General features: G+C 66.2%; 16 protein-coding genes. 11 read left to right on the plus strand and 5 right to left on the minus strand.

What is annotated here, in order from left to right; all coding sequences use genetic code 11:
- Positions 1 to 21 precede the first annotated feature (21 nt).
- Together ABE463_RS07390 and ABE463_RS07395 are read right to left on the minus strand one after the other, a co-directional pair.
- Positions 22 to 3261 carry an efflux RND transporter permease subunit gene (locus ABE463_RS07390; RefSeq protein ID WP_123729978.1) on the minus strand — a complete coding sequence of 1080 codons (3240 nt, stop codon included), beginning with the start codon at positions 3259 to 3261 and terminating at the stop codon, positions 22 to 24.
- 88 nt (positions 3262 to 3349) lie between these two features.
- A complete protein-coding gene (locus ABE463_RS07395) occupies positions 3350 to 4588 on the minus strand; it encodes an efflux RND transporter periplasmic adaptor subunit (protein WP_346467700.1) in 1239 nt (412 codons plus the stop codon).
- Between the two features lie 228 nt (positions 4589 to 4816).
- Here ABE463_RS07395 and ABE463_RS07400 point away from each other — a divergent pair, with 228 nt between their 5' ends.
- The 8 genes from ABE463_RS07400 (at position 4817) to ABE463_RS07435 (ending at position 14345) form a co-directional block, all read left to right on the plus strand.
- Complete coding sequence (locus tag ABE463_RS07400; RefSeq protein ID WP_259258863.1) at positions 4817 to 6145, plus strand: M20 family metallopeptidase; 1329 nt, start codon at positions 4817 to 4819, stop codon at positions 6143 to 6145.
- A gap of 83 nt (positions 6146 to 6228) precedes the next feature.
- On the plus strand, positions 6229 to 7047 hold the full coding sequence (gene queF, locus ABE463_RS07405; protein ID WP_121040568.1) for an NADPH-dependent 7-cyano-7-deazaguanine reductase QueF: 819 nt from the start codon (positions 6229 to 6231) through the stop codon (positions 7045 to 7047).
- Positions 7048 to 7141: 94 nt separating this feature from the next.
- On the plus strand, positions 7142 to 7435 hold the full coding sequence (locus ABE463_RS07410) for a LysM peptidoglycan-binding domain-containing protein (protein ID WP_121040566.1): 294 nt from the start codon (positions 7142 to 7144) through the stop codon (positions 7433 to 7435).
- A 40-nt stretch (positions 7436 to 7475) separates the two neighbouring features.
- A complete protein-coding gene (locus ABE463_RS07415; protein ID WP_346467701.1) occupies positions 7476 to 7979 on the plus strand; it encodes a hypothetical protein in 504 nt (167 codons plus the stop codon).
- Between the two features lie 391 nt (positions 7980 to 8370).
- Positions 8371 to 10596, plus strand: a complete 2226-nt coding sequence (locus ABE463_RS07420; RefSeq protein WP_346467702.1) for an NADP-dependent isocitrate dehydrogenase — start codon at positions 8371 to 8373, stop codon at positions 10594 to 10596.
- Positions 10597 to 10779: 183 nt separating this feature from the next.
- Positions 10780 to 12492, plus strand: a complete 1713-nt coding sequence (gene aceK, locus ABE463_RS07425) for a bifunctional isocitrate dehydrogenase kinase/phosphatase (protein WP_346467703.1) — start codon at positions 10780 to 10782, stop codon at positions 12490 to 12492.
- Positions 12493 to 12576: 84 nt separating this feature from the next.
- Positions 12577 to 13425 (plus strand): energy transducer TonB, encoded by an 849-nt coding sequence (locus ABE463_RS07430; protein ID WP_346467704.1) that lies wholly within the window; start codon positions 12577 to 12579, stop codon positions 13423 to 13425.
- Between the two features lie 65 nt (positions 13426 to 13490).
- On the plus strand, positions 13491 to 14345 hold the full coding sequence (locus tag ABE463_RS07435; protein WP_346467705.1) for a protein tonB: 855 nt from the start codon (positions 13491 to 13493) through the stop codon (positions 14343 to 14345).
- Between the two features lie 46 nt (positions 14346 to 14391).
- Here the strand turns inward: ABE463_RS07435 and ABE463_RS07440 are convergent, their stop codons facing one another.
- Complete coding sequence (locus ABE463_RS07440) at positions 14392 to 15978, minus strand: sensor domain-containing diguanylate cyclase (RefSeq protein WP_346467706.1); 1587 nt, start codon at positions 15976 to 15978, stop codon at positions 14392 to 14394.
- Between the two features lie 292 nt (positions 15979 to 16270).
- Here ABE463_RS07440 and ABE463_RS07445 point away from each other — a divergent pair, with 292 nt between their 5' ends.
- Entirely contained in the window at positions 16271 to 16972 is a 702-nt protein-coding gene (locus ABE463_RS07445) for a DUF4034 domain-containing protein (protein ID WP_346467707.1), read from the plus strand.
- Entirely contained in the window at positions 16965 to 17363 is a 399-nt protein-coding gene (locus ABE463_RS07450; protein WP_346467708.1) for a hypothetical protein, read from the plus strand. The genes ABE463_RS07445 and ABE463_RS07450 overlap by 8 nt, the downstream gene beginning before the upstream one ends.
- Before the next feature lie 78 nt (positions 17364 to 17441).
- Here ABE463_RS07450 and rho read toward each other — a convergent pair whose 3' ends face one another.
- Together rho and trxA are read right to left on the minus strand one after the other, a co-directional pair.
- Positions 17442 to 19232 carry a transcription termination factor Rho gene (gene rho / locus ABE463_RS07455; RefSeq protein WP_346467709.1) on the minus strand — a complete coding sequence of 597 codons (1791 nt, stop codon included), beginning with the start codon at positions 19230 to 19232 and terminating at the stop codon, positions 17442 to 17444.
- A 222-nt stretch (positions 19233 to 19454) separates the two neighbouring features.
- Positions 19455 to 19784, minus strand: a complete 330-nt coding sequence (trxA, locus tag ABE463_RS07460) for a thioredoxin TrxA (RefSeq protein ID WP_019183509.1) — start codon at positions 19782 to 19784, stop codon at positions 19455 to 19457.
- A 559-nt stretch (positions 19785 to 20343) separates the two neighbouring features.
- Between trxA and rhlB the strand changes: the two genes are divergently transcribed.
- Positions 20344 to 22053, plus strand: coding sequence for an ATP-dependent RNA helicase RhlB (gene rhlB, locus ABE463_RS07465; protein WP_346467710.1), 1710 nt, complete (start codon positions 20344 to 20346; stop codon positions 22051 to 22053).
- Positions 22054 to 22056: the final 3 nt, after the last annotated feature.

The following is a 22056-nucleotide window of genomic DNA, read 5'->3' on the forward strand; positions in this document are numbered from 1 at the left end:
AACGGCCTGCGGTGCTCATCGTCACGCTTGCGGCTCCTGCACCGGGCCATGGCCATGACGCAGCGCACGCTGTTCGCGGCGCTGGCGCAGGCGCTCGGAGAAGCGCTCCATGTACAGGTAGATCACCGGCGTGGTGTACAGCGTCACCAGCTGGGAAAGCAGCAGGCCGCCGACGATGGCGATGCCCAGCGGGCGGCGCAGTTCCGAGCCGATGCCGGTGCCCAGCGCCAGCGGCAATGCACCGAGCATCGCGGCAGCGGTGGTCATCATGATCGGGCGGAAGCGCAGCAGGCAGGCACGACGGATCGCCTCATGCGCGTTGGCACCGGTGCGCCGGGCCTCGATCGCGAAGTCGACCATCATGATGCCGTTCTTCTTGACGATGCCGATCAGCAGCACGATGCCGACGATGCCGTCCACCGACAACGGCAGCCCGCACACCATCAGCGCCAGCAGGGCGCCGACGCCGGCCGGGGGCAGGGTGGAGATGATGGTGAAGGGGTGGATGTAGCTCTCATACAGCACGCCCAGCACGATGTAGATCAGCACCAGCGAGGCCAGCAGCAGCCACACCACATCGGTCTGGCTGCCGGTGAACTCGGCGGCCTTGCCGATGAACTGTGCGTGCACCTGCGACGGCATCTCCAGGCCCGCCTTGGTCTCTTCGATCGCCTTGACCGCATCGGACAAGGAATAGCCCGGTGCGATGTTGAACGACACCGTGACCGCCGGCAGCTGCTGCTGGTGGCTGACCACCAGCGGGGTGCTGGTGACCTTGCTCTCGGCCAGGGCGGCCAGCGGGATGATGTTGCCGGCGCCGACCGGAATGCCGGTGTTCTGCGCGCCGATGCCGGTGGCGGTGGACGAGTTGGACGAGGTGACCTGGCCGAAGTTGGTGGCGTTGCTGCCGGTCAGCGCGCCGGCGCCATTGGAGGCTACCGCCAGCTGGTTCATCAGCGCGGTGCTGGTGCGGAACTCCGGCGCCACTTCCAGCACCACGCGGTACTGGTTGAGCTCGGTGAAGATGGTGGAGATCTGGCGCTGGCCGAAGGCGTCGTACAGCGTGTCGTCGATGGTCTGCATCGGCACGCCGAGCACGCTGGCCTTGTCACGGTCGATGGTCAGCTCGAGTGCGCGGCCCTGGTTGGACAGGTTGTTGTCCACGTCGGCCAGTTCCGGGCGTTGGCGCAGCGCCTCGGTCAGGCGCGTGGCCTGCAGCGCGACCTGCGCGCTGTCCACGTCCGACAGCGAGTACTGGTACTCGGTCGCGGCCACGCGGGTATCCAGGGTGACGTCCTGCACCGGCTTGAGGTACAGCGCCACCCCGGGAATGCCGGCCACGGCCTTCTGCAGCCGCGGCAGGATCTCATCGAGCCCATCACGGTCGCCGCGCTCCTTGAGCACGATCGACAGCTGGCCCTGGTTGAGCGTGGGGTTCATGGTGCCGGCGCCGATGAAGGCCGAGACACCGGTCACTGCCGGGTCGCTGCGCAGCGCTTCGGCCACGGCCTTGGTGCGCTGCTCCATCTGCGGGAAGGCGATGTTCTGGTCGGCCTGCACGACACCGGTGATCAGGCCGGTGTCCTGCTCGGGCAGCAGGCCTTTGGGAATGACCAGGTACAGCACCACGGTCAGCACCAGCGCGCCGGCAGCGACGGCCAGGGTCAGCGGCTGGTGGTCGAGCACCCAGTCCAGGCTGCGTTCGTACAGGCCCACGGTGCGCGACCACACGGTGGTCTTGCCTGCGGCAGCCGCCCGCTCGTGCGCGTCTTCGCCCTCGGGCAGCGCATCGGGCTTGAGCAGGTAGGCGCACATCATCGGGGTGAGCGTCAGCGAGATCAGCATCGACAGCGTCACCGCGATGCTCAGCACCCAGGCGAATTCATGGAACAGGCGGCCGGTCACGCCGGGCATCAGCAGCAGCGGCAGGAACACCGCCACCAGCGAGATGGTCAGCGAGAGCACGGTGAAGCCGATCTGCTGCGCGCCGATCTCGGCCGCTTCCGGCCCGCTCTTGCCCTGTTCGATGTAACGCACGATGTTCTCGATCATCACGATCGCATCGTCGACCACGAAGCCGGTGGCCACCACCAGCGCCATCAGCGAGAGGTTGTCCAGCGACATCCCGGCGAACGCCATCACACCGAAGGTGCCGGCCAGCGACAGCGGCACCGCCACCGAGGGAATGATGGTCGCCCACAGGCGGCGCAGGAACACGAAGATCACCGCCACCACCAGGCCGATGGTCAGGATCAGGGTGAACTGCACTTCATGCACCGAGGCGCGGATGGTCTCGGTGCGGTCGTTGAAGATGTCCAGATGCACGTCGGCCGGCAGCACGTTCTGCAGCTGCGGCAGCAACGCGCGGATGCGCTCGACGGTCTGCACGATGTTGGCGCCCGGCTGGCGCCGCACTTCCAGCAGCACCGCCGGCTTGCCATCGGCCCACGCAGCCAGCTGGTCGTTCTCCACGCCGTCGATCACGTTGGCCACATCGGACAGGCGCACCGGGCGGCCGTTCTTGTAGCTGATGATGGTGTCGCGGTACTCGGCGGCACTGGTCAGCTGGTCGTTGGTGCCGATCGAGTAGGACTGGGTCTTGCCGTTGAGCGAGCCCTTGGGCGCGTTGACGTTGGCCTGGGTCAGCGCGCTGCGCAGCTCTTCCAGGGTCAAGCCCATGTTGGACAGCTGCGCCGGGTTGACCTGGATGCGCACGGCCGGGCGCACGTTGCCGGCGATGGAGACCAGACCCACGCCCTGCACCTGCGACAGGCGCTGGGCGAGGATGGAGTCGGCGTAATTGTTGACGTCGCGCAGCGGGCGCGTGTCGGAGGTGAGCTTGAGGGTGACGATCGCCGCGTCGGCCGGGTTCACCCGGTTGTAGACCGGCTGGTAGGGCAGCGAGGAGGGCAGGGTGGCCTGGCGGATCGCGGCCTGCACATCCTGCGCGGCGATGTCGATGTCGCGGTCCATCGAGAACTGCAGGATGATCGTGGACAGCCCCGCCGACGAATCGGAGGTCATGATCTCCAGCCCGGAGATCTGCCCGAACTGGCGCTCCAGCGGCGTGGTCACCAGCGACGCCATGGTGACGGCGTTGGCACCGGGGTACTGGGTGGTCACCACCAGGCTGGGCGCATCGATCTCGGGCAGCGCCGACACCGGCAGCTGGCGGTAGCCGAGGATGCCGAGCAGCAGCAGGCCCGCCATCAGCAGCGAGGTGGCGATCGGGCGGCGGATGAAAATCGTCGAAAAGCCCACGGGCGGGTCCTTGCTGGTGCGTCGTGCTGCGTTGGATCAGGCGAACGCCGGCACGTGGGCCGGCGTCAGGTACGTAGGGCGGGCGCGATCAGCGCGGACCGCCACCGCGGCGTCCACCGCCACCCTGCTGCTGGGCGGCCTTGAGCTCGGCTTCGGTCGGTGCGGCCGGGGTTTCGCCCGGCTTGAGCGCGGTCACCTTGGCGCCCGGCTTGAGCCGGAACTGACCTTCGCTCACGACCCGCTCGCCACCTTTCAGGCCCTCGGTGATCTGCACCTGGCTGTCGCCGACTTCCACGCCGCTCTTCACCATCTGCATGGCCACGGTGCTGTCCGGGGTGACGATGTAGACGTACTCACCGTCCGGCCCGCGCATCACGGCCTGGGTCGGGATCACCACGCCGCCGGCGATGGTGCGCAGCTGCATGCGGACGTTGACGAACTGGCCCGGCCACAGCGAATTATCGGCGTTGTCGAACAGGGCGCGCGCGCGGAAGGTGCCGCTGTCGCTGCTGATCTGATTGTCCACCACGTCCAGCTTTCCGCCGTCGGTCAGAACGTGCGCGTCGTTGCGGTCCAGTGCGGCGATATCCACCGCACCAGCGGCCTGGGCCTCGCGCACGGCCGGCAGCTGGCGCTCGGGCAGATTGAACACGACGTGGATCGGGTGGATCTGGGTCAGCGTCACCAGCGCGGTGCCGGCGCTGACGATATTGCCGGCGTCGACCGCACGGATACCGGCGATGCCGGAGATCGGGGCGGTCACCCGGGTGTACTGCAGCTGCACCTGGGCGGCGCGCATGCTGGCCTCGTTGGCGGCCACGGCACTTTCGAACTGGGCCACCTGATTGCGTTGGGTATCCAGGTCGGTCTTGGCCACGTACTGGCGGTATTCGGCCGAATTGGAGCGCTGGTAGTTGGAGCGGGCGGTGGCGAGCTGGGCCTGGTTCTGGCGCTTGGCCGCCGCGGCCTCGTCGTAGCTGGCCTGCAGGGTGCGCGAATCGATCTGCGCGAGCAGGTCGCCCTTCTTCACTTCCTGGCCTTCCTTGAAGTTCAGGCTGATCAGCTGGCCACCGACCTGCGGGCTCACGGTGACGGTGTTCATCGCCGCTACCGTGCCCAACGCGCTGGCGTAGACCGGCACGTCCTGGCGGACTGCATCGATCACCGTGACCGGCACCGGGCCGGCATTGGCCGGATCACCGCCTTGGCGCCCTTCGACTGCCGGGCCGCCTGCATCCCCCTTCTTGCCGCCCATCAGGCGCATACCCACAACGGCAATCACCAGCACTGCGACCACCAGCAGCACGATCTTCCAGAAACGCGACATTCAATAACTCCCGAGGGCTGGCGGAGGGCGGGGGCCCGGTTGGCTAGGCGCAAAGCATACTCGTCGCCCGTGGCCTTTCATGCATGACGGATGGGACGGGCGATCAGACCGGATGTGACGGATGAGGTTCCATGCATGAACGTTTGCCGGGGCAGAAAGTTACAGCGCGACCGGCGCCGATGCCCTACATTCAGGTTCGACCGCCGTTCTGACCCGTGGAGACCTTCAATGCCCCGTCTGTCGCTGTTGATGTCCGCCCTGCTGCTGGCCGCCCCCGGCCTGGCCGCCGCCGCCCCCGCCGAACGCCCGGAAGTGGCCGCCGCTGCGACCCGCCTCAAGGCCCAGGTGATCGACTGGCGCCGTGACTTCCACCAGCACCCGGAGCTGTCCAACCGCGAAGAACGCACCTCGGCCAAGGTGGCCGAGCGCCTGCGCGCGATGGGCCTGAAGCCGCAGACCGGCATCGCCCACCACGGCGTGGTGGCCATCATCAAGGGCGGCAAGCCCGGCCCGCGGATCGCCCTGCGTGCGGACATGGATGCGCTGCCGGTGACCGAACAGACCGGGCTGCCCTTCGCCTCCAAGGCCACCAGCACTTACCGCGGCGAGACCGTCGGGGTGATGCATGCCTGCGGCCACGACGCCCACACCGCCACCCTGCTGGGCGTGGCCGATGCGCTGGTGAAGATGCGCGCCAACCTGCCCGGCGAAGTCATGCTGATCTTCCAGCCCGCCGAGGAAGGCGCGCCGCCGCCGGAAGAGGGCGGTGCGGCGCTGATGCTCAAGGAGGGGCTGTTCAAGGACTTCAAGCCCGAAGCCGTGTTCGGCCTGCATGTGTTCTCCAGCGTGCCGGCCGGCCAGATCGCGGTGCGTGGCGGCCCGCTGATGGCCGCCTCGGACCGGTTCGGGATCAAGGTGATCGGTCGCCAGACCCACGGCTCGGCGCCGTGGAACGGGGTGGACCCGATCGTGGCCACCGCCGACCTGGTCGGCACCGCGCAGACCATCGTCAGCCGCCGTGCCAACCTGTCCAAGCAGCCGGCGGTGGTGACTTTCGGCGCGATCAAGGGCGGCATCCGTTACAACATCATTCCCGATGAAGTGGAGATGGTCGGCACCATCCGCACTTTCGATGAGGGCATGCGCCAGCAGATCTTCGCCGACCTGCGCAACGTAGCCGAGCACACCGCAGCCGCGCACGGGGCCAAAGCCGAAACCGAGATCTACGAGTCCGAGGGCAACCCGGCCACGGTCAACGATCCGGCCCTTACCGCGCGGATGCTGCCTAGCCTGCAGGCCGTGGTGGGCGAGGGCAATGTCTACGAGCCGCCGCTGCAGATGGGGGCGGAGGACTTCTCGCTGTACGCCCAGCAGGTGCCGGGCATGTTCTTCTTCGTGGGCTCCACCAGCGAGGGCATCGATCCGGCCACGGCGCCGGCCAACCATTCGCCAAAGTTCCTGCTCGATGAGAAGGCGCTGGATGTAGGCCTGCGCGCGCTCCTGCAGGTGAGCCTGGATTATCTCAACGGGACGCCGGCTGTGCCTGCGGCGGGGTGAAACGACGGTAGGTCCCGGCCGTTGGCCGGGGCCTTTCGTTTTCGCCGCCGGACGCCGCGCGCCTACCGGCGTAAAATGGCGGCATGAATACCCCCCAGGACTCCAGCCTCGGTCGCGAGGTGGCTTACCCGTCGCAGTACGATCCCGGCCTGCTCTTCCCCATCCCGCGCCGTGGCGCCCGCGAGGAGATCGGCCTGGACGAGGCGGCGCTGCCGTTCGTCGGCCATGACCGTTGGCAGGCCTATGAATTGAGCTGGCTGGACGGTCGCGGCAAACCGCGCGTGGCCGTGGCCACGGTCAGCGTGCCGTGCACCTCGCCGAACCTGATCGAATCCAAGTCGTTCAAGCTGTATCTCAACTCGCTCAACAGCACGCGTTTCGAGGATGACGCGGCCGCGCGCCTGTGTATCACCCGCGATCTGTCGGCGTGTGCCGGGGCGGTGGTGACGGTGGTGCTCGGGGTGCCGCCGCTGGTGGAAGAGCCCGAGGGCGAGTCGCTGGACGAGCGCGAGGTGACCATTGAGCGCTACGGCCCGCCGGCCCCGGAGTTCCTGTTCGCCGATGCCGATGAGGTGGTCACCGAAACATTGAGTTCGGCCCTGCTCAAGTCCAACTGCCCGGTCACCGGCCAGCCGGACTGGGCCAGCGTCAGCGTGCGCTACCGCGGCCCGAAGATCGACCGCGACGGCCTGCTGAAATACCTGATCAGCTACCGCGAGCACGCCGAGTTCCACGAGCAGTGCGTGGAGCGGATCTTCAGCGAGATCACCCAGCGCTGCCAGCCGCAGTGGCTGGAAGTGGAAGCGCGTTACACCCGCCGCGGCGGGCTGGACATCAACCCGTGGCGTGCCAGCCCGGGCATCGCCGCCCCGGCGCGCACCGTCCGGGACCTGCGCCAGTAGGGGTTCCGCACGTCTTCACATCCACGCCATGCCCCATTAACAAGGGCTGTGACACCGTGCCTCCCATGTCGTCAATCAAGACGGGAGTGTATGGATGAGTACCGATAAGAAAGTCGACTTTTCCGGTGTCAGCGCCAGCGTTGATACCACCGCGCAAAAGGTCGATCAGGTCGATTTTTCGGGCGTGACCTCCTCGGTGGATACCACTGCGGAAAAGGTCGGGGGCACCTACACGGTGCAGAAGGGCGATTCGCTCTCCAAGATCGCCAAGCAGGAACTGGGTGATGCCAATGCGTGGAAGCGCATCTTCGAGGCCAACCGCGATGTACTGGACGACCCGGACAAGATCCAACCGGGCCAGACCCTGAAACTGCCGCCCAAAGCCTGATCCGCTGTACTGCCCATCATCTACAAAGGAGCAACCTCACATGAAGAAGTCGTCCATCAGTACTGCCGTTCTCGCCGCGCTTCTCGCTACCGTGGCCCTGGCCGGCTGCAAGAAGAAAGAAGACACCGCTGACAACAACGCGCAGCCCGCCGCGATGACGCCGGCCGCCCCGGCCCCGATGACCGAAGCCGCGCCGCAGCCGATGACCGCTGCAGCAGGGGTGAACGTTTCGGCCGTTACCGTTGGCAAGACCGCCGCAGCCGACAAGACCGTTACTTCCGTCGCGCTGTTCGCGCCGAAGGACGACATCATCGTCTCGATCCGCACCGATGGCAGCGCGAACAACGCCAACGTGGCGGCCAAGCTGACCTTCCAGAACGGCCAGGTCGCCGGTGAGCAGAACCAGGTGGTCAACGCCACCGGTGCCGAGACCACCAACATCTCCTTCAAGAATGCCAATGGCTGGCCGGCGGGCAAGTACCGCGCGGAAGTCATGGTAGATGGTAAGGCGGCAGGATCGCCGCAGGAGTTTGAGGTCAAGTAAGCCCAGACGCCGACTCTCTCCCGGCAACAGGCTCACGATGGACGCAGCCGCGAGGCTGCGTCTTTTTTATGGGTGCCCTTCCGAAGCACGCTGCGTCAGGACGGTTGCAACCGATACCATCGCCGCCCCGTTGGGGTGCCAGCGCCGCATCCCAATCCCGACCGGCCGGACCACAGCGTTCCAGTACGTTTGCGTATGGGATGGCTTTGCTCCGGGGGGCTGAAAACGCGACAATGCTGGGGTTTCCCGCCGTGCGCGCCGTTGGTTGGCGCGGTCCCCGGGGAAAGTGCGGGCCAGGCTGTGCGAGGCCCTGCACGCGACACGGTTGCACGCGGCCCGGCATTGCCGTCGGCCATCATTCACGAGATCTGCAAGAGAGCCCTGATCCCCCATGTCGAACACGCCCAAGATTCTCTACACACTCACCGATGAAGCCCCGTTCCTGGCCACGCAGTCGCTGCTGCCGATCGTCGAGGCCTACACCGCCACCGCCGGCATCGCCGTGGAAACCCGTGATATTTCGCTGTCCGGCCGCATCCTGGCCCTGTTCCCGGATTACCTGAAAGACGACCAGAAAGAGGCCGATCACCTGGCCGAACTTGGCCAGCTGGCGACCACCCCGGACGCGAACATCATCAAGCTGCCCAACATCAGCGCCTCGGTGCCGCAGCTGAAGGCCGCGATCAAGGAACTGCAGGACCAGGGCTTCGCACTGCCGAACTACCCGGACGTGCCGACCGACGACGTTTCGCGCGATATCAAGGCGCGCTACGACAAGGTCAAGGGCAGCGCGGTGAACCCGGTGCTGCGCGAAGGCAACTCCGACCGCCGCGCGCCGCTGTCGGTCAAGAACTACGCCCGCAAGCATCCGCATCGCATGGGCAAGTGGTCCAAGGACTGCAAGTCGCATGTCGCGCACATGGACGGCGGTGACTTCTACGGCAGCGAGAAGTCGGCCACGCTGGCCACTGCCGGCAGCCTGAAGATCGAACTGTTCAAAGCCGACGGCAGCAGCGTCGTGCTCAAGGAAAAGACCGCGGTCAAGGCCGGTGAGATCGTCGACGCCGCGGTGATGAGCCGCAATGCGCTGGCCTCGTTCGTGCAGGCGCAGATCGCCGATGCCAAGGCCAAGGGCGTGCTGTTCTCGCTGCACCTCAAGGCCACCATGATGAAGGTGTCCGACCCGATCATGTTCGGCGTGGTCGTCGAAGAGTTCTACAAGGACGTGCTGGCCAAGCACGCCGACGTGCTCAAGCAGGCTGGTTTCGATCCGAACAACGGCATCGGCGATCTGTTCGCGCGCCTGCCGCAGCTGCCCGAAGCGACCCAGGAAGCGATCAAGGCCGACCTGGCCGCCGAGTACGGCAAGCGCCCGGGCCTGGCCATGGTCAATTCGGACAAGGGCATCACCAATCTGCACGTGCCCAGCGACGTGATCGTCGACGCCTCGATGCCGGCGATGATCCGCGACTCCGGTGGCATGTGGAATGCCGACGGCAAGCTGCAGGACACCAAGGCCGTCATTCCCGACCGTTGCTATGCGGGTGTGTACCAGGCCGTAATCGACGATTGCCGCACCCACGGCGCCTTCGACCCGGCCACCATGGGCTCGGTGCCGAACGTCGGCCTGATGGCACAGAAGGCCGAGGAATACGGCTCGCACGACAAGACCTTCCAGATTCCGGCCGACGGCACCGTGCGCGTCACCGATGAGGCGGGCACCGTGGTGTTCGAGCACGCCGTGCAGACCGGCGACATCTGGCGCATGTGCCAGACCAAGGACGCCCCGATCCAGGATTGGGTGAAGCTGGCCGTCAACCGCGCCCGCCTGAGCGGCACCCCGGCGGTGTTCTGGCTGGATACCGCCCGCGCGCACGATGCGCAGGTGATCGCCAAGGTCGAGACCTACCTGAAGGATCACGACACCAATGGCCTGGACATCCGCATCCTGGCCCCGGTGGAAGCGACCGCCTTCTCGCTGGACCGCATCCGCAAGGGTGAGGACACCATCTCGGTGACCGGCAACGTGCTGCGCGACTACCTGACCGACCTGTTCCCGATCATGGAGCTGGGCACCAGCGCCAAGATGCTCTCCATCGTGCCGCTGATGGCCGGTGGTGGCCTGTTCGAGACCGGTGCCGGTGGTTCGGCGCCCAAGCACGTGCAGCAGTTCGTGGAAGAGGATTACCTGCGCTGGGATTCGCTGGGTGAGTTCCTTGCGCTGGCGGCCTCGCTGGAGCACCTGGGCAACCGCTACGACAACGCCGGTGCCACCGTGCTGGCCAAGACCCTGGACCAGGCCAACGGCCAGTTCCTGGACAACGACAAGTCGCCGTCGCGCAAGCTCGGTGGCATCGACAACCGCGGCAGCCACTTCTACATCGCGCTGTACTGGGCCCAGGCCCTGGCCGCGCAGGATGACGATGCCGCGCTGAAGGCCCGCTTCGCTCCGCTGGCCAAGGCACTGGCCGAGAACGAGCAGACCATCGTTGGCGAGCTGGCGGCGGTGCAGGGCAAGCCGGTCGACATCGGCGGTTACTACCGTCCGGACGTGGCCAAGGCCAGCGCCGCGATGCGTCCGAGCACCACCTTCAACAGCGCGCTGTCTGCGCTGTAACGAAGCGGTCCCGCGGCTGCGGTGATCGATGAAGAACCCGCGCTTCGGCGCGGGTTTTTTTGTGGGCGGTGGCTGGGCAAGCGCCCAGTCGCTGCCGTAAGGTGGCGGCAGGTCCTGTGGAAGTGGATGCATGCACGGTCGCTGTTCCTGCCAGAACGTTCCATGCCCCGCCGGCGGTGCCGCATGAGTGCATCGCCGGACGCGCTCGCGCGCCTGATCCGCGATGGTTTCGAGGAGTACCATGCGCGCTTCGCGGCGATCAGCCGGCGTGCGCGGCAGCGTTTCGAACAGCGTGACTGGGCCGGTGCCCGGCAGGATGCGGTGGAGCGCATCGGGCTGTACGACCAGTGCATTGCCGAGACCGTCGATGCGCTACGCCGTATAGCCGGTGAGCGGATTGGCGCGCGCGCGCTGTGGCTGCAGGTGCGCACGGCCTATGCGGCGTTGCTGGCGGGGCTGATCGACGCCGAGCTGTACAAGACGTTTTACAACACGCTGGCGCGGCGGCTGTTCGCCACCCGCGGTGTGGACGGGGCGATCGAGTTCATGGCGATGGATGTTGAACCCTCCGACGCCATTACCCATCCGGTCGCGCGGCACAGCTATACCCTCTCGCCCACGCGCCCTGCGGACGCGTTCATGCGGGTGCTCGGTGACTACCGATTCGACGTGCCGTATGCGCACCAGCTGCGCTGCGCCGCCGCGATCGCCGTGCGCCTGCAGGATGATCTGGCGCACTGGGGCGACTACCCCGTGCGCAGCATTGAACTGCTCGACACCGTGTTCTATCGCGAGCGTCGCGCCTATCTGGTGGGGCGCGTGTTCGGTGAGCATCGCTTCTCGCCCTGCGTGATCGCGCTGGTGCATGACGAGCGTGGCCTGCGCGTAGATGCGGTACTGACCCGGCGCCGCGATGTGGCACATCTTTTTGGTGTCTCGCGCAGCTATTTTCAGGCCGATCTGACCACCGTCGGTGATGCGGTGGTGTTCCTGCGCAGCCTGCTGCCAGGCAAGCCGGTCGATGAAATCTACACCGTGCTCGGGCGTGCCAAGCAGGGCAAGACCGAACGCTATCGCACCTTCTTCCGTCACTTCCAGGAACAGCCGGGCGAGCAGCTCGTGCATGCCGAGGGCACGCCCGGCATGGTCATGGCGGTGTTCACCCTGCCCAGCTATCCGCTGGTGTTCAAGCTGATCCGGGACCGTTTTGCCTGGCCCAAGACCATGACCCGGCACCAGGTTGAAGAGAAGTATGCGTTGGTGTTCAACCTGGACCGTGTCGGCCGGCTGCTCGACGCGCAGCCCTATCGGCACCTGCGCTTCCCGCGGGCGCGCTTCTCCGCAGCGCTGCGCGAGGAACTGTTGACCCAGTGCGCCAGCAGCGTGCATGAAGAGGGCGAGGACTTGGTGATTGCGCTGTGCTACGTGCAACGGCGTTTCCGTCCGCTCAACCTGTACCTGCGGGAGCAGACCGCCGAGGCCCGTCGCGTCGCCGCGCTCGACTATGCGCAGGCGATCACCGACATGGCGCGCAACAACATTTTTCCTGGCGATATGCTGCCGAAGAACTTCGGTGTCTCACGCCACGGGCGTGCAGTGTTCTACGACTACGATGAGCTCTGCCTCGTCACCGAGTGCACCTTCTGCGCCTGGCCAACACCGCGCAACGAGGAAGAAGCGCTGGCCGACGAACCTTGGTTCCAGATCGGTCCACGGGATGTGTTTCCAGAACGGTTCTGGATGTTCATGGGCCTGCCGGCACCCGAGCTGGCGGCGGTGCGCGAGCATTTCGCGCCTCTTTTCAATCCGGTGTGGTGGCAGCAGCTGCAGGCCGGCTTCGCCGCGGGTGAGTATCCGGATACGCCTCCCTATTCAGCCAGTAACAGACTTGCCTGATAGGCCTCGGCCGGAACCTGGGCTAGGCTTGTATGCATTCACAAGGAGACGGTGGAAATGCATTCATTCCGAGGGATTGCGTTGATGCTTGTACTGGGGGGCGTGGGCGCATCGACGGTGTTCGATGTCGCCGCGCAGACCAGGCGCGAAGTGCGCGAGCAGGCTGAAGCAAGCATGGTGCTGACCGGTGAGATCGATATCGGTACCGACGGCCGGGTCGAGGCGTTCCGCCTGGACAAGCGCGCGCAGGTCGACGAGTCCATCGTCACGTTCGTCGAAAGTGCCGTGAAGACGTGGCGTTTCGCCCCGGTGCTGGTGAACGGCCAGGCCGTCAGGGCGCGCACGCCGGCCACCATCCGCCTGGGGGCGAAGAACAACCCCGATGGCACCGGCCTGATCACGCTGCTGGCAGCGAATTTCGAGAAATACGACGAAACCTCGACTGATAATGTCACCAAGGTGAAGATGTCGCCGCCGGTGTATCCGGAGGATGTCTTCAATGCACGCGGGCGGGGCGATGTGCTGCTCCTGGTGCAGGTCGGGCGCGATGGAAAGGTGCAGGACGTAGCCACCGAGCAGGTCAATCTGCGGGTGATCGCCAACGAGGCGACCATGCGGAAGATGCGCGACAAGCTGGCCCGCGTGTCGATGGGCGCCGCACGTAAGTGGACCTTCAAGGCGCCCTCTACCGGCGATGAGAAGGATGAGGCCAGCTGGACCGTCCGGGTCCCCGTGCGTTTCTCGTTCGGCGACGAGGTTGAGCGCTACGGCCGCTGGGACGCCTACATCCCCGGCCCGCGCCAGCAGGCACCGTGGCGCAGGGACAAGGCATTGAGCGCCGATGCCAATACCGACCTGCTGCCTGCCGGCGGCGTGTTCATGGCGGATGCCGCCAGCAAGGGACCGAAACTGCTGACCCCGTTGGGCGGTTGATTATCATCACGACATCCATCGCATTCGTCATCGGCAAGGATGGAACGTAGAAGGAGCAACACAGGATGGACGCAATCAAGGGATTTGCTCTGGCATTGATGCTGGCGGCAACACCGGTGCAGGCTGCCAAGCTGCCGGCCGATGTGCCGGTGGAAATGGGGATGCGCGTGGAGGGCGCGCTGGCCATTGGCAGCGACGGGCGTATCACTGCGCTGGAGATCGACAAGCAGGACGCGCTTCCCGATGCTGTAGCCGCGCTGGTGCGCAACACGGTGCAGCAGTGGCAGTTCGAGCCGAGTGTGCGTGACGGCGTGCCGGTGCCGATGGACACGCGGATGACCGTGCGCGTGGTGGCGCGGCCGGGGGCCAACGAGACGTTCAACGTGCGTCTGGTCAGCGCGCACTTCGAGCCCGCCAAGAGTGATGCCGAACGTGCAGCGGACATCCGGGGGCGGACGTTGCCGCCACGGTATCCGGCCGAGGTATTCCGCAATGGCGGGCAGGGCACGGTGTATCTGGCGCTGAAGGTCGACGAAGAGGGCCGGGTGATCGACCGGATCGCCGAGCAGGTCAACCTGCGCAGCGCCGGCACGCCGCGGCAGATGGACGCCTTCCGCAGTGGCCTGGCCAAAGCGTCGCTGGAGGCCGCACGCAAGTGGCGCTTCCCGCAGAGCGCCGGTGATGCCGCCCTCGGTCAGCCTTACCGCACGCTGCGTGTGCCGGTGACCTTCGCCATCGACCAGACGCCTGCCGATGATCTGGGGCACTGGCGCGCTTACATCCCCGGTCCGCGCAGCCGGATTCCGTGGATCACCCGCGCCGACAGTGCCGGCTTCTCGCCGGATCTGCTGACCGATGGCACGGCGACCTTGGCCGGCGATCCGGAGGCACCGCGCCTGCTCACGCCGCTCGGCGGCTGAGTGCGCCACCGGGACTCGCGGGCCTACGGTGCCCGCGATCCCGTCTTTACCCGATGCCGGGACTTTCTGGCTGCGGGTAGATCACCGTGCGGTTGCGGCCCTGTTCCTTGGCCATGTACAGCGCCTTGTCGGCCAGGCGCAGGGCCTGCTGCGGGTCGTCGTGGTAGGTGGGGTAATGCGCCACCCCCAGCGATACGGTCACCGTGCCGACCTGATCGAACACTTCGGCGGCCACCTGCAGGCGAAGGCGCTCGGCCACCCGGGCGGCGGCGGCAGCATCGCTGCCCGGCAGCAGGATCAGGAATTCTTCACCACCGTTGCGGCACAGCAGGTCGGTGTCGCGCGAACCGTCGCGCATCAACTGTGCGATGCGCAGGATCACCGCATCGCCGATCGCGTGGCCGAAGCGGTCGTTGATGGCCTTGAAGCGGTCGATATCCAGCGCGATGATCCCGAACGGTTGACCACGGGCCTGCCAGTCTTCCAGCCCTTGCTGGAGGCCGCGTCGGTTCTGCAGGCCGGTGAGCGGGTCGGTCATGCTGGCGCGGTTGAGCTTGCCGATGCGGTCCTGCAGGAGGTTGAAGCTGTAGAGCAGGGCGGTCTTGAGCTGGGCGACTTCGTAATACCACGCACGGATGCCGGTAACGTGGCGGATCGCGATGCCGGTGTCGCGGTTCTGCACGTTGCGGGCAAGCTGCCACAGCGGCAGTGAGATGCGCCGCGCGCACCACCAGGTGATCAGCAGTGACAGGATGCCCAGCGGAATCGCGTTCCAGATCACTGACGACATCAGTTTGGACAGCGAGGCCAGTGTGGCCGCGGTGGGGCGCTGCGCCACCACGCCCCAACCCACGCTCGGCACCGGCGCGTAACCGGCCAGCATGCGCACGCCGTGGCTGTTGAGCACCTGTTGCGCGCCGGAATGCCCTTGAGTGACCGCTTGTACGGCCGGGTTCTCCAGCGCGAACTGGCCGATCCGGTCCTGTTCGATGTGATACAGGATGCGGCCATGGCGATCGACCACGTACAGGTACGAGCCGTCGCGGTAGTAATGCTTGCCCAGCAGCGATTGCAGGATGCTGCGCTGGCGCAGGTAGATCGTCCCGCTGACGTAACCTTGATACTCGCCCTGCGCATTGAAGATCGGATGCGAGATCGCGACCAGCAGCCGGCCGGTCGCCGATTGGTAGGGGTCACTGATGAACGGCACGCGGCGTGCCAGTGCATCGCGATTGCCCACGCTCTTGAGCAACACGCCCTGCAGCGCCAGGCTCTGCGGTGAGGTGGCCAGCACGGTACCGCCGGCATCGACGATCAGCACGGAATTGAAGCTGTTGGTCTGCAGCTGCAGGCGTGCGGCTTCGGCTTCCAATTGCGTGCGGTCATGGCGGCGCTGGCCGAGCAGGGTGGCGCTGTAGGCCACCTGCTGCTGGGCCGAGAGCACGAAGTTCTGGGTCGATTCGGCCAGCTTGCTGGCATACACGCGGTTGGCTTCCAGCGTGTTGCCGATCAACTGTTCGCGCTGCACGCGATAGCTGGCATGCAGGGTATTGGCCAGCGCGATGAGGGCACTGAGCAGGGCCAGGGCAAGGATCAGCGTGCCGAGGTTGAGGCGGGCGGACAACGGGCGCATGGGATCACGGGCAGAAGGGTGCAGCGCCAGCCAGAGGCGGATGGAACGGCAGCAGCGAAGCAGTCAGGAGCGCACGACATCGGGTCGAACCGGTGCGCATTCTGCGTCCGCTGCCCATTTACCCCGCCCCCGGGCGGTCAACAACTCTTGCGGCGGCGATTATTGCGGATATCGACCTCCAGCGACAGTTCGACGTTGCAACGATCGACATGCGTTGCCGGGCAAGGTCCCGCCAACGTCCGGCGGGACCTTGCAACTTCTTGCATGGGAGTGGGGGTATTGAGATGGAATCATGGCGCCTGATCAGCAACCCCATAGGTATCCCTTGCTCCGTACGCTCAGAATCCTGCCATGCGCCACGATCCGCCCCTGCTTCATTGCGCCCCATCTGGGCCGGATAACGGCTCAACTCCATCGCGCCGAGTTCGCCCAGGTCGATATGGCGATGGCGGCGCTCCCGGCTGAGCACCTGAGTGCGCTGCTGGCCGCGATTTCTGAGCTGCGTCGTGCGCCCCGATGGGTGACGCAATGGATCAAGGCATCACCAACGTCCTGCCACGCACGCCTGCTGTTGGCGAAGATCGAGATCATGCGTGCGTGGAGCATCCGGGGCGAGAGCGCCCTTCGCTACATTCCCATCAGGCGACGAGTAGAGTTTTCGCAGGTGATGGCATGTGGCTATCAGCACCTTGTGGACCTTGCCGATGAGGACGCGTCCCAGGCGATGGCCTTTGCAGAGTTGATTCACTGCAACGTAGTCGTTGGCCTGGGCGGTGCCAAGCGTGACGAGTGGCTGGATCATGTGATGGACGTCGCGCCGTTTCACCTGCCGACGCTGGCCGAGTATTCCCGGGGCACGCAAGCGAGATGGGGTGGAAGCGAAGAGGAGATGTTCGGATTCAGCAGTTGGGTCACGGAGAATGCGCCTGTGGGGCATCTCGCTCACTCGCTGGCCGCTGGCGCGGTCATCGAAAAGGGCGTTTTCGGTGTCTGACGAAGAGGTCGACATTCTCTGGCTGGCGCGCGATGTGGGTGATGAGGCGCTTGCGGAATGGACAAGACGGTCGCTGTACAAATGGCTGGAGGCGACGCCTTCAACGTTGCAGGATCGCTTGGCAGCCACGCAGCAGGAACGGGAGGATGGCTACGGTATCGTGTGCACCGAGCGGTTCGCGCTCGCGTCTTACTTGTCCGGCGCCAAACATGAGGCCCGATTGCTGCTGACGGCGTTGCGGGGACGCCTCCGTCCCTATCCGTGGTCGCAGTTCGCACCCTATGTTCCGCTCAGCGGCCGATGGCTTGCCCGCAATCACAGGGTAGAGCGGCTTACCCATGACCGCGTCTGCCGGGATAGTGGTCTGGATCCGCGGAGCATCGTGCGCTAGCGGGTTGGAGGGGGGGAGGCAAAACAAAAAACGCCGGTCGATGACCGGCGTTTTTTTACTTCATCGACACGGCGCCAATCAGCGCTTCATCGAACCGAAGAACTCGTCGTTGGACTTGGTGTTCTTCATCTTGTCGAGCAGGAATTCCATCGCAGCCATTTCATCCATCGGATGCAGCAGCTTGCGCAGGATCCAGATCTTCTGCAGCAGTTCCGGTTCGATCAGCAGATCTTCGCGGCGGGTACCGGAGCGGTTGATGTCGATCGCCGGGAACACGCGCTTTTCGGAGATACGGCGGCTCAGGTGCACTTCGCTGTTGCCGGTGCCCTTGAACTCTTCGTAGATCACTTCGTCCATCTTGCTGCCGGTATCGACCAGCGCGGTAGCGATGATGGTCAGGCTGCCGCCTTCCTCCACGTTACGCGCGGCGCCGAAGAAGCGCTTCGGGCGGTGCAGGGCGTTGGCATCCACACCACCGGTCAGCACCTTGCCAGAGCTCGGCACGACGTTGTTGTACGCACGCGCCAGGCGGGTGATCGAGTCGAGCAGGATTACCACGTCCTTCTTGTGCTCGACCAGGCGCTTGGCACGCTCGATCACCATTTCGGCGACCTGCACGTGACGGGCGGCCGGCTCGTCGAAGGTGGAGCTGATGACTTCGCCGCGCACGGTGCGCTGCATTTCCGTCACTTCTTCCGGGCGCTCATCGATCAGCAGCACGATCAGGTGCACGTCCGGATGATTGGTGGTGATCGCCGTGGCCACCTGCTGCATCATCATCGTCTTACCGGCCTTGGGCTGGGAGACGATCAGCGAACGCTGACCCTTGCCCTGCGGTGCCATCAGATCGAGGATGCGGCCGGTGATGTCTTCGGACGAGCCGTTGCCGCGTTCCAGGGTGAAGCGCTTGCGCGGGAACAGCGGGGTCAGGTTCTCGAACAGCACCTTGTTCTTGGACGCTTCCAGCGGCTCACCGTTGATGGTGTCCACGATCGACAGCGCGAAGTAGCGCTCGCCGTCCTTCGGGAAGCGGATGCGGCCGGACAGGTGATCGCCGGTGCGCAGGTTGAAGCGGCGGATCTGGCTGGGCGAAATGTAGGTATCGTCCGGGCCGGCCAGGTAGCTGGCTTCGGCTGCGCGCAGGAAGCCGAAGCCGTCGGGCAGGATTTCCAGCACGCCATCGGCGGCGACGCCGTCGCCATGACGGGTCAGCACCTTGAGCAGGGCGAAGATCACGTCCTGCTTGCGGGCGCGGGCCACGCCTTCGGAGATCTGCAGCTGCTCGGCGATTTCCAGCAGCTTCTGTGCCGGCATGCGCTTGAGGTCACTCAGCGAATAGACCGGGAAGCCTTCGGGCACGTTGGCCTGCTGGCTGCGCACGAACGGCTGCTGTTCGCCGTTGTCCTGCGGCATGCCGTCGTCGTTGTAGCGATCGCCACCGCGGTTGCGGTCGCGGCGATTGCGGAAACGGTCGCGGCGATTGCCTTGGCCCTGGCCTTGGCCTTGATTCTGACCTTGACCCTGACCTTGGCCCTGCTGGTACGGGTTCTGCCCGCCCTGCGGGTTCTGGTTGCGGCCATTCTGGTTGCGCTGGCCACCGTCGCCGGTGTCCTGCTGACCACCGCCCTGCGAGGGCGATGCGTCGCCACCGGCAGAAGCTGCCGGCGCCGATGCCTGCGGGGCCGCCGAAGGAGCGGCAGCCGGCGCCGGCGCGTCAGACGCGGCAGCCAGAGGCAGAGCGGGTTGTGAAGGGGGGGAACCGGCTTCGGCAGCGGTGTTGGCGGCGGCCTTGGCGACGCGCGGCTTGCGCACGCGCTTCTCGGCGGGCGCGTCGGCGCTCCCGGGTTCGGAAGTAGTGATATCGGACAAGTGCTGGATTCCTCGCTAGAAGGTGCGAGCGCCCGGCAGGGCGGCGAACGTTGGGAAAGGATCTGGAAGGAAACTGCGTCCAGAAGATGCGGCGCGCGAATGCGGCCGGATATGCCGACACTAACACCGGCTCGCGGCGGCGCGCAAGCCGGGTGGGGCAGGGTCATTCATGCGGGCGACGGGCCCGCGTGGCAGCCGGACGGTGCCGGCTGCCTGCTGCGATCAGGCCAGGGCCTTGTCGAGCATGCCGGCCAGCTGGGCCTTGCCGACGGCACCGATCTGCTGGGCCTGGACTTCGCCGTCCTTGAAGACCAGCAGCATCGGGATCGAGCGCACGTGGTACTTGGCGGCCAGGGCGCGGTTCTGGTCCACGTTGACCTTGGCGATCTTGGCGCGGCCGTTGTAGGCATCGGCCAGCTCGTCCAGTGCCGGGGCGATCATCTTGCAGGGACCACACCATTCGGCCCAGAAATCGACCAGCACCGGTTCCTTGGAATTCAGCACTGCGCTATCAAAGTCGGCGTCGCCGACATGTACAACCTTGTCGCTCATCTTGGTTTCTCGTCTGGTAATGCACCCGGCAGGGCCGGAGGAAGTTGAACCTGGGCAACGCCAAGCGGGCGTGACCCTCGTCTGGTGCCTCGTGGCCGCGGGCGGCCAGCGGTGCGTACGGCGGATGCCTGGACGCTCACGGGGCGAAGTGTACCGCTATCGTCGTGACCGGACAGACGCTGGTTGGAAAGAAGCATCCCGTGATCGCCCCCTGTGCAGGGCAGGGCGGTCACGTCAGATATGCGGTAGGCGGGGGCTCGCTTCCAGCCCTCGGCGGTGGCCTGTTCAACCGGCGGCAGGGCCTGTGAACGCGGGGTCTACGGCGCTTCCCGGCCGCCTAGCGTGCGGGAAGGGGCCCTGATGACGGGTATTCTCACGGGTGGGTGCGACCGTCCACCCCGGTTTGCCGCCGACATTGCGCTAAACTGGGGCATTGCGCGGCGCCCTGGACCCGAGTCCGGCCCCGCCAATCCCGGCGCAGGGGCCGTTTGCGACGGTGCCCCCCAAGATGATGCAAGCCACCCGCACCTCTGCCGGCTGGCCTTACCAAGACGGACTCATGAGCGACAAACCGCTGACCGATTTGACCTTCTCCTCCTTCGAGCTGCATCCGGCCCTGCAGGCCGGCCTTGAAGGAGCCGGATTCACTCGTTGCACGCCCATCCAGGCGCTGACCCTGCCGGTCGCGCTGCCCGGCGGCGACGTCGCCGGCCAGGCCCAGACCGGCACCGGCAAGACCCTGGCCTTCCTGGTCGCGGTGGTGAACCGCCTGCTGACCCGCCCGGCACTGGCCGATCGCAAGCCGGAAGACCCGCGCGCGCTGATCCTGGCCCCGACCCGCGAGCTGGCCATCCAGATCCACAAGGATGCCGTGAAGTTCGGCTCCGACCTCGGCCTGCGCTTCGCGCTGGTCTACGGTGGCGTGGACTACGACAAGCAGCGCGAGATCCTGCAGCAGGGCGTGGACGTGATCATCGCCACCCCGGGCCGCCTGATCGACTACGTCAAGCAGCACAAGGTGGTCTCGCTGCACGCCTGTGAAATCTGCGTGCTCGACGAAGCCGACCGCATGTTCGACCTGGGCTTCATCAAGGACATCCGTTTCCTGCTGCGCCGCATGCCCGAGCGCAGCACGCGCCAGACGCTGCTGTTCAGTGCCACGCTCAGCCATCGCGTGCTGGAGTTGGCCTATGAGCACATGAACGAGCCGCAGAAGCTGGTGGTGGAGAGCGAATCGATCACCGCCGCCCGCGTGCGCCAGCGCATCTATTTCCCGGCCGACGAAGAGAAGATCCCGCTGCTGCTGGGCCTGCTCTCGCGCAGCGAAGGCGCCCGCACCATGGTGTTCGTCAACACCAAGGTGTTCGTCGAGCGCGTGGCGCGTTCGCTGGAAAAGGCCGGCTACCGCGTCGGCGTGCTGTCCGGCGATGTGCCGCAGAAGAAGCGTGAGAGCCTGCTCAACCGCTTCCAGAAGGGCCAGCTGGAAATCCTGGTGGCCACCGATGTCGCCGCCCGCGGCCTGCACATCGACGGCATCAAGTACGTCTACAACTACGATCTGCCGTTCGATGCGGAAGACTACGTGCACCGTATCGGCCGCACCGCGCGTCTGGGCGAAGAAGGCGATGCGATCAGCTTTGCCTGCGAGCGCTACGCGATGGGCCTGCCGGACATCGAGGCCTACATCGAGCAGAAGATCCCGGTCGAGCCGGTCACCAGCGAAATCCTGACCCCGATCCCGCGCGCGCCGCGTGCACCGTCGCCGGAAGGCGAGGGTGATGCCGAGGGCGACGAGAACGAAAGCGTCGGCCAGATCTTCCGCGAAGCACGCGAAGCGCGTGCCGCCGAAGAGCAGCGTCGTGGCGGTGGCAGCAGCCGTGGCGGCAAGCCGGCCGGTGGTCGTGGCGAGCGCCGCGCACCGGGCGAGCGCAGTGCCGATGGCAAGCCGCGTCGCGAGCGCAAGCCGCGCGTGGAAGGCGAGCAGCCGGTCGCTGCCGTCGAGGCCGAGGTCAAGCCGCAGCTGGCCCCGACCGCCGCGCCGTCTGCCGATGGCAGCCCGGCGGTGGAAGGTGAGCGCGCGCCGCGCAAGCGTCGTCGTCGTCGCCACGGCCGCCCGGTCGAAGGTGCCGAAGGCGCGGCAGCCATCGGCCCGGTGACCCCGGTGCAGGTGACCGCCAAGCCGATGCGCGGCACGCCCGCCGCCGATCCCAGCGCGTCGTTCCTGACCCGCCTGGGCCGCAAGATCCGCCGGATGCTGTCCGGCAGCTGATCG

This window comes from Stenotrophomonas sp. TWI819 (assembly GCF_039673075.1).
GTDB lineage: Bacteria > Pseudomonadota > Gammaproteobacteria > Xanthomonadales > Xanthomonadaceae > Stenotrophomonas > Stenotrophomonas rhizophila_B.

What these genes read in the sequence shown, in the direction of transcription:
- ABE463_RS07435 (WP_346467705.1), top strand. Translation starts at nt 13,491, where the DNA reads ATGGACGCAATCAAGGGATTTGCTCTGGCATTGATGCTGGCGGCAACA.
- ABE463_RS07445 (WP_346467707.1), top strand. Translation starts at nt 16,271, where the DNA reads ATGGCGCCTGATCAGCAACCCCATAGGTATCCCTTGCTCCGTACGCTC.
- ABE463_RS07415 (WP_346467701.1), top strand. Translation starts at nt 7,476, where the DNA reads ATGAAGAAGTCGTCCATCAGTACTGCCGTTCTCGCCGCGCTTCTCGCT.
- aceK (WP_346467703.1), top strand. Translation starts at nt 10,780, where the DNA reads ATGAGTGCATCGCCGGACGCGCTCGCGCGCCTGATCCGCGATGGTTTC.
- ABE463_RS07395 (WP_346467700.1), bottom strand. Translation starts at nt 4,588, where the DNA reads ATGTCGCGTTTCTGGAAGATCGTGCTGCTGGTGGTCGCAGTGCTGGTG.
- trxA (WP_019183509.1), bottom strand. Translation starts at nt 19,784, where the DNA reads ATGAGCGACAAGGTTGTACATGTCGGCGACGCCGACTTTGATAGCGCA.
- rhlB (WP_346467710.1), top strand. Translation starts at nt 20,344, where the DNA reads ATGAGCGACAAACCGCTGACCGATTTGACCTTCTCCTCCTTCGAGCTG.
- ABE463_RS07440 (WP_346467706.1), bottom strand. Translation starts at nt 15,978, where the DNA reads ATGCGCCCGTTGTCCGCCCGCCTCAACCTCGGCACGCTGATCCTTGCC.
- ABE463_RS07410 (WP_121040566.1), top strand. Translation starts at nt 7,142, where the DNA reads ATGAGTACCGATAAGAAAGTCGACTTTTCCGGTGTCAGCGCCAGCGTT.
- ABE463_RS07400 (WP_259258863.1), top strand. Translation starts at nt 4,817, where the DNA reads ATGCCCCGTCTGTCGCTGTTGATGTCCGCCCTGCTGCTGGCCGCCCCC.
- ABE463_RS07430 (WP_346467704.1), top strand. Translation starts at nt 12,577, where the DNA reads ATGCTTGTACTGGGGGGCGTGGGCGCATCGACGGTGTTCGATGTCGCC.
- queF (WP_121040568.1), top strand. Translation starts at nt 6,229, where the DNA reads ATGAATACCCCCCAGGACTCCAGCCTCGGTCGCGAGGTGGCTTACCCG.
- ABE463_RS07420 (WP_346467702.1), top strand. Translation starts at nt 8,371, where the DNA reads ATGTCGAACACGCCCAAGATTCTCTACACACTCACCGATGAAGCCCCG.